Source organism: Pseudomonas moorei, from assembly GCF_042846945.1.
GTDB lineage: Bacteria > Pseudomonadota > Gammaproteobacteria > Pseudomonadales > Pseudomonadaceae > Aquipseudomonas > Aquipseudomonas moorei.
This window is the reverse complement of the sequence record NZ_AP035776.1, coordinates 2,390,018-2,404,358: the sequence shown is the minus strand read 5'-3', so window position 1 is coordinate 2,404,358 and position 14,341 is coordinate 2,390,018. Positions and strand designations below refer to the sequence as shown.

The following is a 14,341-nucleotide window of genomic DNA, read 5'->3' as shown; positions in this document are numbered from 1 at the left end:
CCCTGCGCAAGCAACTGAACATTCGAAGCCAATCAAAGCAATAAAATCTCGATAAATACATTGTCACGAGTATTCCTCTCAATTTTTTTCGACTGCTTGCCATCCTTTCCCCCCGCGGTTAGGGTTGAATACATGAAAACCTCTCACACCCTCATTCAGCTTCGCCAGCACCGCAGCCTGTGCCTTGTCAGCGCACGACTGCCGGGCTGATAGCGATGCCTCGTCTCACGCGTTACCCCCAGAACATTTGATCCACCGGCAGGCCGCCTTTTTTCGGCCCACACAATAAGGATTTCCCGATGAGCATGCTCAAAGACCCGTCTTCGAAATACCGCGCGTTCCCGACCATCGACATCCCGGACCGCACCTGGCCGTCGAAAACCATCACGGCCGCGCCGATCTGGTGCAGTTCCGACCTGCGTGACGGCAACCAGTCGCTGATCGAGCCGATGGACGCCGTCAAGAAGCTGCGCTTCTGGAAAACCCTGGTGCAGGTAGGCGTGAAAGAAATCGAAGCCTCGTTCCCGGCCGCTTCGCAAACCGACTTCGACTTCGTGCGCACCCTGATCGAAGGCAATCACATCCCGGACGACACCACCATCCAGGTGCTGACCCAGGGCCGTGAAGACCTGATCGAACGTACCTTCGAATCCCTGCGCGGGGCAAAGAAAGCCATCGTTCACCTGTACAACGCGACCTCCCCTTCCTTCCGCCGGATTGTCTTCAATCAGGACAAGGAGGGAGTCAAGGCCATCGCCGTGAACGCCGCCAAACTGTTCGTCAAATACGCAGCCATGCAGCCGGACACCGAGTGGACCTTCGAGTACTCGCCAGAGACTTTCAGTGCCACCGAACTGGAGTTCGCCAAGGAAGTCTGCGACGCGGTGATCGAGGTCTGGAACCCGACGCCCGAGCACAAGATGATTCTTAACCTGCCGGCCACCGTCGAATGCGCAACCCCGAACATCTATGCCGACCAGATCGAATGGTTCGGCCGTCACATCAACCGTCGTGACAGCGTGATCATCAGCCTGCACACCCACAACGACCGTGGCACTGGCGTTGCGGCCACTGAACTGGGCCTGATGGCCGGCGCCGACCGCGTCGAAGGCTGCCTGTTCGGCAACGGCGAGCGTACCGGTAACGTTGACCTGGTGACCGTCGCGCTGAACATGTACACCCAGGGCCTCGACCCTCAACTGGACTTCTCCGACATCGACGGCGTGCGCAAAGTCGTCGAAGAGTGCAACCAGATCCAGGTTCACCCACGTCATCCGTACGTCGGCGACCTGGTGCACACCGCATTCTCCGGCTCCCACCAGGATGCCATCCGCAAGGGCTTCGCCCAGCAGAAACCGGACGCGCTGTGGGAAGTACCGTACTTGCCGATCGACCCGGCCGACATCGGCCGCAGCTACGAAGCGGTCATCCGCGTCAACAGCCAGTCGGGCAAGGGCGGTATCGCCTACTTGCTGGAACAGGAATACGGCATCAGCCTGCCGCGTCGCATGCAGATCGAGTTCAGCCAGGTCGTGCAGCGTGAGACCGATCGCCTGGGCCTGGAAATGACTGCCCAGCAAATCCACGCCCTGCTGCACAGCGAGTACTTGCAGGCCAACACCCCGTACGCGCTGGTCAGCCATCGCCTGCAGGAAGAAAACGGCCACAGCGCCGTCGAAGTGGAAGTCGCCAGCCAAGGCCAGGGCGAAACCAACCTCCATTGGCGCGGCAAGGGCAATGGCGCCCTGGAAGCGCTGGTGGCCGGTTTGCCAGTGCCGGTGGAAATCATGGACTACAACGAGCACGCCATCGGCGCAGGCACCAACGCCAAGGCTGCCGCCTACATTGAACTGCGAGTCAATGGTGAACGCGCGGTGCATGGCGTCGGCATCGACGAAAACATCACCACCGCCAGCTTCAAGGCTCTGTTCAGCGCGCTGAACCGCTCCCTGAGCCAGCCGGAAGCGAAAGCCGCGTAAGTCTTCGCTGTCATGCAAAAGGCCCCGGGGTGCGAACCTCGGGGCCTTTTTGTTTACCGGATGGTTTGTGTGTTGGCTGTTATGACCCCTTCGCGAGCAGGCTCGCTCCCACCTTGGATCGGTGTGAACGCGGACATTGTGGGAGCGAGCCTGCTCGCGAAGGCGGTTTCTCAGACAAGCAAAAATCTCAGGTGAATTCGAAAGTATCCGCATCCAGATTAGCCGGAAACCGCGTGCGATACGCCGCCAGTTCCGCCGCATTGAGCAGCACCTTGAATACCCCGTCCGCCTCACCGGCACTGAGCAACGTCTCGCCCTGGAAATCCAGCACCTGACTGTCACCGGTATACGCAAAGCCTTTGCCGTCCGTCCCGATGCGGTTCACTGCCGCCACGTAACACAGGTTTTCGATCGCCCGCGCCGGCAACAAGCGGTTCCAGTGCTGGCGTCGAGCGCCCGGCCAGTTGGCGGTATACAGCAACAGGTCGGTGTCCTGGGCATCGCGACTCCACACCGGGAAGCGCAGGTCGTAGCAGATCAACGGCCTCACGCGCCACCCCTTGAGTTCGAACTGCACCTGACGCTCGCCCGGGGTGTAGTGATGATGCTCGCCAGCCATACGGAACAGGTGGCGCTTGTCGTAGTGCCACAGTTCGCCGTCCGGCCGCGCCCATAACAGGCGATTGCGATGACTGCCATCGGCCGCCTGAATGATGACGCTACCGGTGATCACTGCCTCGAATTTCGCCGCTTGAGCCCGCAGCCACTGGCTGGTAGGGCCGTTTTCCGGTTCCGCGAGGGTTTCGGACTCCATGGAGAAACCGGTGGTGAACATCTCCGGCAGAATGATCAGGTCTGCGCCGCGCGCCTGTTCCAGCAGCGACTCGAAATGCTCCAGGTTTGCCTGGCGGTCATGCCAGGCCAGGGAAGTCTGGATCAGCGCGATGTTCAGATTCGGTAGCGCACTCAGATCACGCATAGTTTTTCCGCTGCTTCACGCAGGGTCTCCTCACGCTTGGCAAAGCACAGTCGCACCAGGCGCTGGCCTTCGGGTGGCGTCTGGTAGAACACCGAGATCGGAATACTTGCCACCCCATGTTCTTGGGTCATCCACAGGGCCATTTCGACGTCATTGAGGTCCGGACGGATTTGCGAGTAATCGACCAACTGGAAATAAGTGCCGGTCACCCGTTTGAAACTGAAACGCGATGGCGCGAGCAAATCGCAGAACAGATCACGCTTGGCCTGATAGAAATCTGGCAGTTCTTTGACGTGTTCCGGATGCTCGGCCATGTAATCGGCCAAGGCATATTGCAGTGGCGTAACACCGCAGAAACTGACGTATTGATGCACCTTGCGCAGCTCTGCCGTCAGGGCCGGCGGCGCGACGACGTAACCGGTTTTCCAGCCGGTGACGTGATAAGTCTTGCCGAAAGAGCTGACCACGAAGGCTCGCTGATACAGTTCTTCATGGGCCAGCACGCTGACGTGTGGTACGCCGTCGTACACCAGGTGTTCGTAGACCTCGTCGCTGACGATGTAGATGTCGCGATCGCGAATCAGCGCCGCCAACTGATCCAGCTCGGCGCGACTGATCAAGGCACCGCTGGGGTTGTGCGGGGAATTGAGGATGATCATTCGCGTACGCGGACTCAACGCAGCGGCTAGCCTGTCGAAGTCGATGCTGAAATCGTCCAGGCCCAACGGTACGTGCACGCAACGCCCACCCGCCAACTCAACCGAAGGCTCGTAACTGTCATACGCCGGATCGAACACGATGACTTCGTCACCGTTGTGGATAACGGCCTGGATGGCGCAGAAAATCGCCTGGGTCGCGCCCGGGGTGACGGTCACTTCGTTGTCGGCATCGACGTTGACGCCATAGCTACGGGCGATCTTCGCCGCAATCTGCTGACGCAGAGCGGGCAGGCCGGTCATCGGCGAATACTGGTTGTGGCCATTGGCAATATGCCGGCCAACCGCGTCGCACAGGGCTTGCGGGGCATCGAAATCGGGAAATCCCTGAGACAGGTTGAGCGCGCCGGTCTGCGCGGCGAGCTGAGACATCTGGGTGAAGATAGTGATGCCGACATTCGGCAGCTTACTGGTGATCATCGGTGACTCCCTGCTCTGCACCCGGCTCTAACGGCGGCGCGGGAGAGCCCGAGGATAGCCCAAACGGCAGGCACGAAAAAGGGCGCCATACAGGGCGCCCTTCGTCAATTGATCACCGCTGTACCTGTGGCAAGGGAGTTTATCGGACCGCCGCACCGCCCCGTTCGGCTGCGAAGCAGTCGAACGGGGGCAAGCCGCCTCACCACAACAAGCCCCCGACAAAAGAGAGTGCGAGGGCTTGGAATCAGCGTTTGTCGCGACGCTTCTTGTCGGCCTTCTTATGGTGCGACATCAAGCGACGCTTCTTGTTGACCTGACGATCGGTGAGCGAGTTCTTGTTGCCTTCGTACGGGTTCTCGCCGCCCTTGAACTCGATGCGGATCGGCGTACCGACCAACTTCAGCACACGACGGTAAGTGTTTTCCAGGTAACGGACATAGGACTTCGGCACCTTTTCGATCTGGTTACCGTGGATCACGATGATCGGCGGGTTCGCGCCACCCAGGTGGGCATAACGCAGCTTGATCCGACGGTTATTGACCATTGGCGGCGCGTGCTCACCGACCGCGTCTTCCAGGATCTGGGTCAGGCGGTTGGTTGGCCAGCGGGTGACCGCAGACTTGAACGAGTTTTGTACCGACGCATAGAGATTACCTACGCCAGTGCCGTGCAGCGCCGAGATGAAGTGAATGTCGGCGTAGTCAACGAAGAACAGGCGACGCTGCAACTCGACCTTCACGAAGTCGCGTTCGCTCGGGGTCATCCCGTCCCACTTGTTGATCGCGATGACCAGCGCACGACCCGACTCAATGGCGAAGCCCAGCAGGTTGAGGTCGTGATCGACCACGCCTTCGCGGGCGTCCATCACGAAGATCACCACGTTGGCGTCTTTGATCGCTTGCAGGGTTTTGACCACGGAGAACTTTTCGACTTCTTCGTGGATCTTGCCGCGCTTGCGCACACCGGCGGTGTCAATCAGCGTGTACTTCTCGTCGTTACGCTCGAACGGGATGTAGATACTGTCGCGAGTGGTGCCGGGTTGGTCATAGACGATAACCCGGTCTTCACCGAGCATGCGGTTGACCAGGGTCGACTTGCCGACGTTCGGACGGCCGATGATCGCGATCTTGATCCCGTCTTTTTCGCTCGGACCAGGAATGCGCTTGGCTTCTTCGCCCTCGGCAACTTCCTCTTCCTCGCCTTCTTCCGGCTCTTCTTCGTCTTTCGGGAATTCGCTCAGGGCGATTTCCAGCATCTGGGTGATGCCACGGCCATGAGCACCGGCGATTGGAATCGCGTGCCCCATGCCCAACGGAGCGAATTCGGCGCGGGCCATATCGGGGTCGATGTTGTCGACCTTGTTGGCGACCACGTAGGAACGCTTGTTACGTTTGCGCAAATGCTCGGCGATCATCTGGTCGGCGGCGGTGAAACCGGCCTTGGCATCTACCAGGAACAGCACAACATCCGCTTCTTCAATGGCCAGCAGCGACTGCTCGGCCATTTTTTCGTCCATACCATGCTCGTCACCGGAGATACCGCCAGTGTCGACCAGAATGTAGGAACGCCCTTGCCACTTGGCCTCACCGTATTGGCGATCACGGGTCAGACCGGACAAGTCGCCGACAATGGCGTCGCGAGTCCTGGTCAGGCGGTTGAACAAGGTGGACTTGCCGACGTTCGGTCGGCCCACCAGGGCGATTACGGGAACCATGCGGCTCTCCACTTCGTTATTTCAGAAAATACAAAAGCCGCTGCGAGGCAGCGGCTGGTGCTCGGGGCTATCACTGCAGGAGCGAGCTTGCTCGCGAAAAACGCAAAAACACCGCGTTTACTCAGACCGCAAACGTAATCGTTGGCGCCCATCGTGAGCGAACTCGCTCTTGCAAGTGAAGCAGCCTGGGGGGTTAACCCCAAGCATAGTCAAACCTTTACTTGATGGTCAGGGCTTCCAGTTTGCCGCTGTTGCCATACACATAAATCGTGTCACCCACCACCAGCGGACGGGCACGCAGGCCGTCGCTGTCGATACGCTCACGGCCGACGAATCGACCATCAACCTGACTCAGCAGGTGCAGATAACCTTCCAGGTCACCCACTGCAACGTAGCTGGAAAACACTTCAGGAGCCGTCAGCTGACGACGAGCCAGCGAATCGTTGCTCCACAAGGCCGTGGTGGAACGCTCGTCGACGCCTTCGACAGTGCCCGAAGACAGACTCACGTAGAGACTGCCGAAGCCCTGCGCGACACCCGCATAGCTGGAAGCATCACGCTGCCACAGCTGGCGACCGCTTTGCAGGTCAAGCGCGGCAACGCGCCCCTGGTAGCTCGCGACGTAAATCGTCTCGCCGGACAACAGCAGGCCGCCGTCGATATCGACCACACGCTCCAGCTCCGAACGACCTTGCGGGATCGCTACACGCTGTTCCCACACCGGCACGCCGTTGGAAATGTCGAGAGCGACCACTTTACCGGTCGACAGGCCAGCCACCGCGAGATGGTTGGTCACGATCGGCGCACTGGTACCGCGCAGTGTCAGAACCGCTGGCGTGCTGTCATACAACCAGCGCTGAGTGCCGGTAGCGGCATCCAGACCGATCAGACGGTCGTCCTGGGTCTGAACCACCACCACATCGCCGTTGTTGGCCGGTGGTGCCAGAACTTCGCTGGACACGCGAGCACGCCACTTGACTTCACCGTTGGTGGTGTCCAGGGCAACGATTTCACCCTTGAGCGTGCCCAACGTCAGCAGACCGTAACCCACGCCAACGGCGCCGGAAACAGGCAGTTCGAGTTTTTTCTTCCACTTGACGTCGCCGTTGCTGCGATCCAGTGCCATCACCACACCAGTCACGTCGGCAGCATAAATGGTATCGCCGTCGATCGCTGGAACCAGCATGTTGTAGGTTTCGCCCTGACCGTCACCGATCGAACGACTCCACTGCTTTTTCAGCACCACTTCTTCCTTGAAGTCGGTCAACTCGGCCGGTGGCAATTCTTTTTTGCTGTTGCTGCTGCAACCCGCGGCCAACAGGGCCAGAGCCAGCAATGCTGCATGTTTCCAACGAATCACGTCACGCATCCCCTTTGGCCAGGTCGTCCAGCTTCATTTGTAGGCCACCCACCGCCGCTTCATCCGACAGTGCAGCCTTGGCCTTTTGATAGGCCTTATACGCGTCATCGGTACGACCCAACTGCACCAGCAGGTCGCCCTTGAGCTCTTCACGAGTGGCCAGGAATGCCTTGTCGGCATCGCCTTCAAGCAGTTTCAAGGCTTCATCGGCCTTGTTCTGCGCGGCCAGCACCTGAGCCAGGCGCTGACGGGCGATTTCGCCCAGTGCCGGATTGGCCGGCTTGGCTACAATGCCTTTCAGCTCGCTGGCTGCGTCATCCAGCTTGCCACTGTCGACGGCGACTTTCGCCACGAACAGGTTGCCGTATTGCGCATAGGCGCTACCGCCGAACTCACTGTTGAGTTTGGCAGCCAGGTCCGAAACACGGCCCGCATCAGGCTTGCCGTCAGGCGTCAGCGTGGTTTCCAGCAATTGCTGATAGAGCATCGAGGCGCCTTGCGACTGGTTGCTCTGATACTTGTGAAAGGCTTGCCAGCCGAACACGATGACCAGCGCCAACAGGCCGCCAGTCACCAGGGGCTTGCCGTTACGTGACCACCAGTCCTTCAAATCCGCCAGCTGTTCGTCTTCGGTACTCGACACCCCAATACTCCTTAATCGCTAAATCGGCTGTTTAGACAGCTTCAACCCTGCACGACGCAGGTGGCCAGGTGTGCAGCAAGCGCATCCCAGGCAATGCTTTGTTGTTCGCCCTGGCCACGCAGGGGTTTGAAACCTACCACTTGCTGGGCCATCTCGTCGTCACCGAGGATCAGTGCGTACAGCGCACCGCTCTTGTCGGCCTTCTTGAACTGGCTTTTGAAGCTGCCGGCGCCGGCATTCACTTGCAGGCGCAGGTTGGGTAGCTGATCACGAACGCGTTCGCTCAACGCCAGAGCAGCCAGCTCGGCGGCTTCACCGAAGGCGCAGAGGTAGACGTCGACCTGACGGGAGATCTCTTCCGGGATCTGCTCCAGGGTTTCCAGCAACAGCACCAGGCGTTCGATGCCCATTGCAAAGCCAACGCCCGCCGTAGGCTTGCCGCCCATCTGCTCGACCAGGCCGTCGTAACGACCACCTGCACAAACAGTGCCCTGGGCACCGAGTTTGTCGGTGACCCATTCGAAAACGGTCTTGCTGTAGTAATCCAGCCCGCGAACCAGCTTCGGGTTGATCACGTAAGGAATGCCAGCGGCGTCCAGGCGAGCCTTCAGCCCCTCGAAGTGCACGCGGGACTCTTCGTCGAGGTAATCAGCCATTTTCGGCGCGTTGACCAGGATCGCTTGAGTGTCGGCGTTTTTGGTATCCAGAACCCGCAGCGGGTTGGTCTTGAGGCGGCGCTGGCTGTCTTCGTCCAGCTTGTCCAGGTGAGCGGACAGGAACTCGACCAGTGCCTCGCGATAACGACCACGGGATTCGCTGGTGCCCAGGCTGTTGAGTTCGAGCTTGACCGCATCGCGGATCCCCAGCTCGCCCCACAGGCGCCAGGTCAGCACGATCAGCTCGGCATCGATGTCCGGACCATCAAGGTTGAACACCTCGACGCCGATCTGGTGGAACTGACGATAACGGCCCTTCTGTGGACGCTCGTGGCGGAACATCGGACCGATGTACCAGAGTTTCTGCACCTGGCCACCGCCGGTGATGCCGTGCTCGAGCACGGCACGCACACAGGCTGCCGTGCCTTCCGGACGCAGGGTCAGGGAGTCGCCGTTACGGTCATCGAAGGTGTACATCTCTTTTTCGACGATGTCGGTCACTTCACCAATGGAGCGCTTGAACAGCTCGGTGAACTCAACGATCGGCATGCGGATCTGCTTGTAGCCGTAGTTATCCAGCAGACGCGAAACGGTGCCCTCGAAATGACGCCACAGAGGGGTCTGTTCGGGCAGGATGTCGTTCATGCCACGAATGGCTTGCAGAGACTTGCTCACATTAAATCCTTAAATTCCGTTCGGCTCTTTGGTCGGGCTCAGCCGCGCGCGATAACGGCAGCGTCAGCTTCGACCTTTTCGGCCGCTTTCTCGCGGATCAAGCGTTCGAGCTCATCCACGAGATTGTCATTCGTCAGTTTCTGCGACGGCTTGCCGTCGATGTAAATCAGGTTTGGCGTGCCGCCGGTCAAGCCGATATGGGCTTCCTTGGCTTCACCGGGTCCGTTGACCACGCAACCGATGACCGCGACATCCAGCGGCACCAGCAGGTCTTCAAGGCGCCCTTCCAGTTCGTTCATGGTTTTGACCACATCGAAGTTCTGCCGCGAGCAGCTCGGGCAGGCGATGAAGTTGATGCCACGGGAACGCAGATGCAGGGATTTGAGAATGTCGTAGCCGACTTTCACTTCCTCGACCGGATCAGCCGCCAACGAGATGCGAATAGTATCGCCAATCCCCTCGGCGAGCAGCATACCGAGGCCCACGGCAGATTTCACCGTGCCGGAACGCAAACCACCCGCTTCGGTGATCCCCAGGTGCAACGGCTGGACGATTTCCTTGGCCAGCAGGCGGTAGGCTTCGACGGCCATGAACACGTCGGAGGCTTTGACGCTGACCTTGAAGTCCTGAAAATTCAGGCGCTCGAGGTGTTCGACGTGGCGCAAGGCCGACTCAACCAGTGCCGCGGGTGTCGGCTCGCCGTATTTTTTCTGCAGGTCTTTTTCCAGGGAGCCGGCGTTTACGCCGATGCGAATCGGAATGCCGCGATCACGGGCGGCATCGACCACGGCACGTACGCGATCTTCGCGCCCGATATTACCCGGGTTGATCCGCAGGCAGTCAACGCCAAGCTCGGCGACGCGCAATGCAATCCGGTAGTCGAAATGGATATCGGCAACCAACGGCACCTTGACCAGTTGCTTGATTTTGCCGAAGGCCTCGGCGGCATCCATGTCGGGCACCGACACCCGCACGATATCAACACCGGCTGCTTCCAGACGATTGATCTGTGCAACGGTGGCCGCGACGTCATTGGTGTCGCTGTTGGTCATGCTCTGCACAGCGATTGGCGCATCACCGCCAACCGGTACGTTACCGACCCAGATCTTGCGTGATTCGCGACGTTTGATTGGAGATTCGCCGTGCATGACTTATTGACCCAACTTCAGGCGAGCGGTCTCGCCACTGGTGAATGGAGCCACATCAACGGGCTGGCCGTTGTAGCTCACCTGAGCGCCACGGGCGAAGCCCAGGCGTACGGCAAACGGCGGCTTGCCGCTGACGGAAACGCTATCGCCTTTACGCTTGAGGCCGCTCAACAGCACCTTGCCGGTGCCATCGGTCACTTGCGTCCAGCAATCGGCGGTGAATTGCAGTTGAACCTGGCCCTGGCCGGCGACTGGAGCCGTCGTTGCGGGTGCAGGGGTGCCCGGGGCAACCGGCGCGGTCACGACCGGAGCAGGAGCGGCCGGTGCCGGCGTCGCAGGAGCTGCCACAACCGGAGCAGCGCTGTGCGCCGGGGCTGTTGGCGCAGGTGCGACCGGTGCTGCAGGCGCAGGTGCAGGTGCAGCCGCTTGAGCTTCGGCCGGTGCTGGCGCCGATGTATCGGCTGGCGGCAATGCAAGAGTGGTTGCGCCTTCAGTCTGGCCTTGTGCGACCGCCTGGTCTTCCGGCTCGTCCAGCGGATGAATCTGGGTGGTACCGTCAGCGCCTTCGACTTCTACGTGTTCAGGGCTCAAGCTGGTCAAGTCCTTGGTGCGCAGCGAGGTCTGATCCTGCCACCAGACAAAACCGCCACCAATCACTGCGATCAGCAACAGCAGACTGACAATTCGCAAGATGGTGTGGGAAACACGGACCGGCTCTTCGATGCGCCCCAGGCTGTGAACGTTACTGCCCTTGGAGTCAGTGCCGGTGGATTGGTCGAACTGCTGGACCAGAACGGCCTGATCCATGCCCAGCAATTTGGCATAGGCGCGAATATAACCGCGGGCAAAGGTATGCCCTGGCAGCTTGTCGAAAGCGCCGGCTTCCAGATTACTCAGGGAATTGACGGTGAGGTTGAGCTTGAGGGCCACTTCGGCCAGCGACCAGCCATTGCTTTCGCGGGCCTGGCGCAGGGTCTCACCGGGATTAACGCGATTCGCTGCTACAACTTCGGGATGCGCCGCTTTCATCATTGCTCCGACAGGTATTGCTGATATTCCGGTGTACCGGGATAGAGTCGTTTTAATTGCAGGCCCGCACTGGCGGCCTTGTCGCGATCTTCAAACACTTTTGCCAGTCGAACGCCGAGCAATAGACTACGTGCATTTTGTTCGGCGAGCAGGCTAAAACGATCGTAATAGTCACGCGCGGGCACATAATGCCTGTCTTCGTAAGACAACTCAGCCATTTCCAGCAATGCGCGAGGCTGCTGGTGGTTCAAGCGCAGGGCTTTCTCCAGTTGTTGCCGGGCCAAATCACGCTGGCCGAGCATCGAAGCTGTCATGCCAAGGTTCTCGAACACTCGCGAACGCTCAGGATACAGGGTATCGGCTGCGGCTTGCTCGAAGCGCTCGTAGGCTTGCTTGTAACGCTTCTGCTCGAATAGAAAACTGCCGTAGTTATTGAGGATTCGCGCATCGGCGGGACGGGAGGACAGCGCCTTGCGAAAATGCTGGTCGGCCAGTTCCGGTTCCATTTCAGCCTGAAATACCAGACCCAGCGCCGCGTTGGCATCGGGGTCCGCCTCATCCAGCTCCAGTGCTTTCTTCAACGGCACTTTCGCACGTTCAGTCATACCCTGCTGCAGATAGCCGATCCCGAGCTGCACGTAAGCCTCACGCGCCTCGTCGCGGCCCTTGCTGGTCTTCATCGGGTTGTAATCGCCGGAAAGAACACAGCCAGCACACAGGCTGGCCAACAGCAAAAGCAGCGCAAAGCGCAGGGACATAGAGATCCTCTCTTAGTTGTTGTTCGCGGCGTTCTGCGCCATATCGTTGTCGGCGCTCAACTCGCGCACGGCGATATAACGTTCGCTGCGACGGGTGCGATCCAGCACCTGCCCTACCAATTGACCACAGGCCGCGTCGATGTCCTCACCACGGGTGGTGCGCACAGTGACGTTGAAACCGGCGTGATGAAGCTGATCCTGGAACCGACGAATGGCGTTGTTACTCGGCCGCTCGTACCCGGAATGCGGGAACGGGTTGAACGGGATCAGGTTGATCTTGCACGGAATGTTTTTCAGCAACTCGATCATCTCAACCGCGTGCTCAACCTTGTCGTTAACGTCCTTGAGCAAGGTGTACTCGATGGTCAGCACGCGTTTTTCGCCCAGGGACGACATGTAGCGCTGGCACGACTCGAGCAGCATCTTAAGCGGATACTTCTTGTTGATCGGCACCAATTGGTTACGCAATGCGTCATTCGGTGCGTGCAGGGACAACGCCAGGGAGACGTCGATGTGCTTGGACAGCTCATCGATCATCGGCACCACGCCCGAAGTGGAAAGGGTCACGCGGCGCTTGGAAATGCCATAGCCCAGGTCATCCATCATCAGATGCATGGCAGCAATGACGTTGTCGAAGTTCAGCAGCGGCTCACCCATGCCCATCATCACCACGTTGGTGATGGCACGGTCGACGGTCGCCGGGACGCTGCCAAAGGATTTGTTGGCAATCCACACCTGACCGATCACTTCGGCGGCGGTGAGGTTGCTGTTGAAGCCTTGCTTGCCGGTGGAGCAGAAACTGCAATCCAGGGCACAGCCTGCCTGGGACGAAACGCACAAGGTGCCGCGCTTGCCCTGGGGAATGTACACGGTCTCGACGCAGCTGCCGGACGTCACGCGCACAACCCACTTACGGGTCCCGTCGCTGGAGATGTCCTCGCTGACCACTTCCGGACCACGAACTTCAGCAACAGCCTTGAGCTTCTCGCGCAAGGCCTTGCTGACATTCGTCATGGCGTCGAAATCATCGACGCCAAAGTGGTGAATCCATTTCATTACCTGACCGGCACGGAAACGCTTCTCCCCGATTGAGTCGAAGAATTTTTCCATTTCCTGTTGAGTCAGACCCAGCAGGTTGGTTTTAACAGTCGATGTAGTCATGGATTCACCTTCACTCTTAAGCCAATGCTTAGCGAGTGGTTACTTCAGTAGCTGCGAAGAAGTATGCGATTTCGCGAGCAGCAGCGGCTTCGGAGTCCGAACCGTGTACGGCGTTGGCGTCGATGGATTCAGCGAAGTCAGCACGGATGGTGCCGGCAGCGGCTTCTTTAGGGTTGGTAGCGCCCATCAGCTCACGGTTGCGAGCGATAGCGTTTTCACCTTCCAGAACCTGAACAACAACTGGACCGGAGGTCATGAAAGCAACCAGGTCACCGAAGAAACCGCGCTCGCTGTGCTCAGCGTAGAAGCCTTCAGCTTCGGCTTTCGACAGTTGCTTCATTTTCGAAGCTACAACGCGCAGGCCGGCTTCTTCAAAACGGGAAACGATCTTGCCGATCACGTTTTTAGCAACGGCGTCAGGCTTGATGATGGAGAAAGTACGTTGAACAGCCATGGTGTAACTCCAGAAACGGTAATTTGCGAAAAATTAAACCCGCGAATTATACGCGGGTTCTTGGGTATTGCCTAACTGCGTACGGCGCAGACTCAATCTGCTTCTTCGATCCAGGCGGCCTGAATGGCTTCAAGCACCTTCTCGCCACCGCGGGTCGGATCATCACTGAACTCCGGCAATGCCAGCACCCATTTGTGCAGATCGACGAAGTTCACGTAACGCGGATCCACTTCCGGCTTGGATTCAGCCAGCTGGATCGCGATTTCCAGCACATCAACCCATTTCAGACTCATTTCATTTCCTTGAATCAGTGCGGCGCTTCGGCCGCATGGTTGAGCGAGTATTTCGGAATTTCGATGGTCAGGTCTTCAGTCCCGACTCGGGCCTGACAGGCCAGACGCGATTGAGCTTCCAGCCCCCAGGCCTTGTCAAGGTAGTCCTCTTCCAGCTCATCGGCCTCTTCAAGCGAGTCGAAGCCTTCACGAATCAGGCAATGACAAGTGGTGCAGGCGCAGACGCCACCGCAGGCGCTTTCCATTTCGATATGGTGTTCGTGAGCCAGCTCAAGGATGGAAATACCCGGCTCAGCCTCCACAACCATGCCTTCCGGACAAAACTTTTCGTGTGGCAGAAAAATGACCTGCGGCAT

Annotated in this window: 14 protein-coding genes; 1 reads left to right on the top strand and 13 read right to left on the bottom strand. The window is 59.0% G+C overall.

Annotated features, from left to right (window positions below; all coding sequences use genetic code 11):
* Positions 1-299: 299 nt before the first annotated feature.
* The gene (leuA, locus tag ACGJAX_RS11130; RefSeq protein WP_247255921.1) at positions 300-1,979 is read left to right on the top strand and encodes a 2-isopropylmalate synthase; all 1,680 of its coding nucleotides are present in this window, start codon (positions 300-302) and stop codon (positions 1,977-1,979) included.
* A 187-nt stretch (positions 1,980-2,166) separates the two neighbouring features.
* Here leuA and ACGJAX_RS11125 read toward each other — a convergent pair whose 3' ends face one another.
* The 13 genes from ACGJAX_RS11125 to fdx form a co-directional block, all read right to left on the bottom strand.
* The gene (locus ACGJAX_RS11125; protein WP_248914419.1) at positions 2,167-2,958 is read right to left on the bottom strand and encodes an amidohydrolase; all 792 of its coding nucleotides are present in this window, start codon (positions 2,956-2,958) and stop codon (positions 2,167-2,169) included.
* Positions 2,946-4,094: a methionine aminotransferase gene (locus ACGJAX_RS11120; protein ID WP_390958893.1), complete on the bottom strand. Its 1,149-nt coding sequence runs from the start codon at positions 4,092-4,094 to the stop codon at positions 2,946-2,948. The genes ACGJAX_RS11125 and ACGJAX_RS11120 overlap by 13 nt, the downstream gene beginning before the upstream one ends.
* A 244-nt stretch (positions 4,095-4,338) precedes the next feature.
* A complete protein-coding gene (gene der, locus ACGJAX_RS11115) occupies positions 4,339-5,808 on the bottom strand; it encodes a ribosome biogenesis GTPase Der (protein ID WP_090316528.1) in 1,470 nt (489 codons plus the stop codon).
* 217 nt (positions 5,809-6,025) lie between these two features.
* Positions 6,026-7,177 carry an outer membrane protein assembly factor BamB gene (gene bamB, locus ACGJAX_RS11110; protein WP_390958891.1) on the bottom strand — a complete coding sequence of 384 codons (1,152 nt, stop codon included), beginning with the start codon at positions 7,175-7,177 and terminating at the stop codon, positions 6,026-6,028.
* The gene (locus tag ACGJAX_RS11105) at positions 7,170-7,811 is read right to left on the bottom strand and encodes a tetratricopeptide repeat protein (protein ID WP_247255925.1); all 642 of its coding nucleotides are present in this window, start codon (positions 7,809-7,811) and stop codon (positions 7,170-7,172) included. The genes bamB and ACGJAX_RS11105 overlap by 8 nt, the downstream gene beginning before the upstream one ends.
* A 41-nt stretch (positions 7,812-7,852) precedes the next feature.
* Positions 7,853-9,142, bottom strand: a complete 1,290-nt coding sequence (gene hisS / locus ACGJAX_RS11100; protein WP_090316521.1) for a histidine--tRNA ligase — start codon at positions 9,140-9,142, stop codon at positions 7,853-7,855.
* 38 nt (positions 9,143-9,180) lie between these two features.
* On the bottom strand, positions 9,181-10,290 hold the full coding sequence (gene ispG / locus ACGJAX_RS11095; RefSeq protein ID WP_020795607.1) for a flavodoxin-dependent (E)-4-hydroxy-3-methylbut-2-enyl-diphosphate synthase: 1,110 nt from the start codon (positions 10,288-10,290) through the stop codon (positions 9,181-9,183).
* 3 nt (positions 10,291-10,293) lie between these two features.
* Complete coding sequence (locus ACGJAX_RS11090) at positions 10,294-11,319, bottom strand: RodZ domain-containing protein (protein ID WP_390958888.1); 1,026 nt, start codon at positions 11,317-11,319, stop codon at positions 10,294-10,296.
* Positions 11,319-12,077, bottom strand: a complete 759-nt coding sequence (gene pilW, locus ACGJAX_RS11085; protein WP_390958886.1) for a type IV pilus biogenesis/stability protein PilW — start codon at positions 12,075-12,077, stop codon at positions 11,319-11,321. The genes ACGJAX_RS11090 and pilW overlap by 1 nt, the downstream gene beginning before the upstream one ends.
* 12 nt (positions 12,078-12,089) lie before the next feature.
* On the bottom strand, positions 12,090-13,238 hold the full coding sequence (gene rlmN / locus ACGJAX_RS11080) for a 23S rRNA (adenine(2503)-C(2))-methyltransferase RlmN (RefSeq protein WP_390958884.1): 1,149 nt from the start codon (positions 13,236-13,238) through the stop codon (positions 12,090-12,092).
* A 28-nt stretch (positions 13,239-13,266) separates the two neighbouring features.
* Positions 13,267-13,692 (bottom strand): nucleoside-diphosphate kinase, encoded by a 426-nt coding sequence (gene ndk, locus ACGJAX_RS11075; protein ID WP_047538089.1) that lies wholly within the window; start codon positions 13,690-13,692, stop codon positions 13,267-13,269.
* A gap of 92 nt (positions 13,693-13,784) precedes the next feature.
* Positions 13,785-13,985 (bottom strand): Fe-S cluster assembly protein IscX, encoded by a 201-nt coding sequence (iscX, locus tag ACGJAX_RS11070; protein WP_017340315.1) that lies wholly within the window; start codon positions 13,983-13,985, stop codon positions 13,785-13,787.
* Between the two features lie 14 nt (positions 13,986-13,999).
* Positions 14,000-14,341: an ISC system 2Fe-2S type ferredoxin gene (gene fdx, locus ACGJAX_RS11065; protein WP_090316512.1), complete on the bottom strand. Its 342-nt coding sequence runs from the start codon at positions 14,339-14,341 to the stop codon at positions 14,000-14,002.

Excerpts from the sequence above, each read along its gene's own strand:
- leuA (WP_247255921.1), top strand. The coding sequence starts at position 300 with ATGAGCATGCTCAAAGACCCGTCTTCGAAATACCGCGCGTTCCCGACC.
- ACGJAX_RS11125 (WP_248914419.1), bottom strand. The coding sequence starts at position 2,958 with ATGCGTGATCTGAGTGCGCTACCGAATCTGAACATCGCGCTGATCCAG.
- ACGJAX_RS11120 (WP_390958893.1), bottom strand. The coding sequence starts at position 4,094 with ATGATCACCAGTAAGCTGCCGAATGTCGGCATCACTATCTTCACCCAG.
- der (WP_090316528.1), bottom strand. The coding sequence starts at position 5,808 with ATGGTTCCCGTAATCGCCCTGGTGGGCCGACCGAACGTCGGCAAGTCC.
- bamB (WP_390958891.1), bottom strand. The coding sequence starts at position 7,177 with ATGCGTGACGTGATTCGTTGGAAACATGCAGCATTGCTGGCTCTGGCC.
- ispG (WP_020795607.1), bottom strand. The coding sequence starts at position 10,290 with ATGCACGGCGAATCTCCAATCAAACGTCGCGAATCACGCAAGATCTGG.
- ACGJAX_RS11090 (WP_390958888.1), bottom strand. The coding sequence starts at position 11,319 with ATGAAAGCGGCGCATCCCGAAGTTGTAGCAGCGAATCGCGTTAATCCC.
- pilW (WP_390958886.1), bottom strand. The coding sequence starts at position 12,077 with ATGTCCCTGCGCTTTGCGCTGCTTTTGCTGTTGGCCAGCCTGTGTGCT.
- rlmN (WP_390958884.1), bottom strand. The coding sequence starts at position 13,238 with ATGACTACATCGACTGTTAAAACCAACCTGCTGGGTCTGACTCAACAG.
- ndk (WP_047538089.1), bottom strand. The coding sequence starts at position 13,692 with ATGGCTGTTCAACGTACTTTCTCCATCATCAAGCCTGACGCCGTTGCT.
- iscX (WP_017340315.1), bottom strand. The coding sequence starts at position 13,985 with ATGAGTCTGAAATGGGTTGATGTGCTGGAAATCGCGATCCAGCTGGCT.
- fdx (WP_090316512.1), bottom strand. The coding sequence starts at position 14,341 with ATGCCGCAGGTCATTTTTCTGCCACACGAAAAGTTTTGTCCGGAAGGC.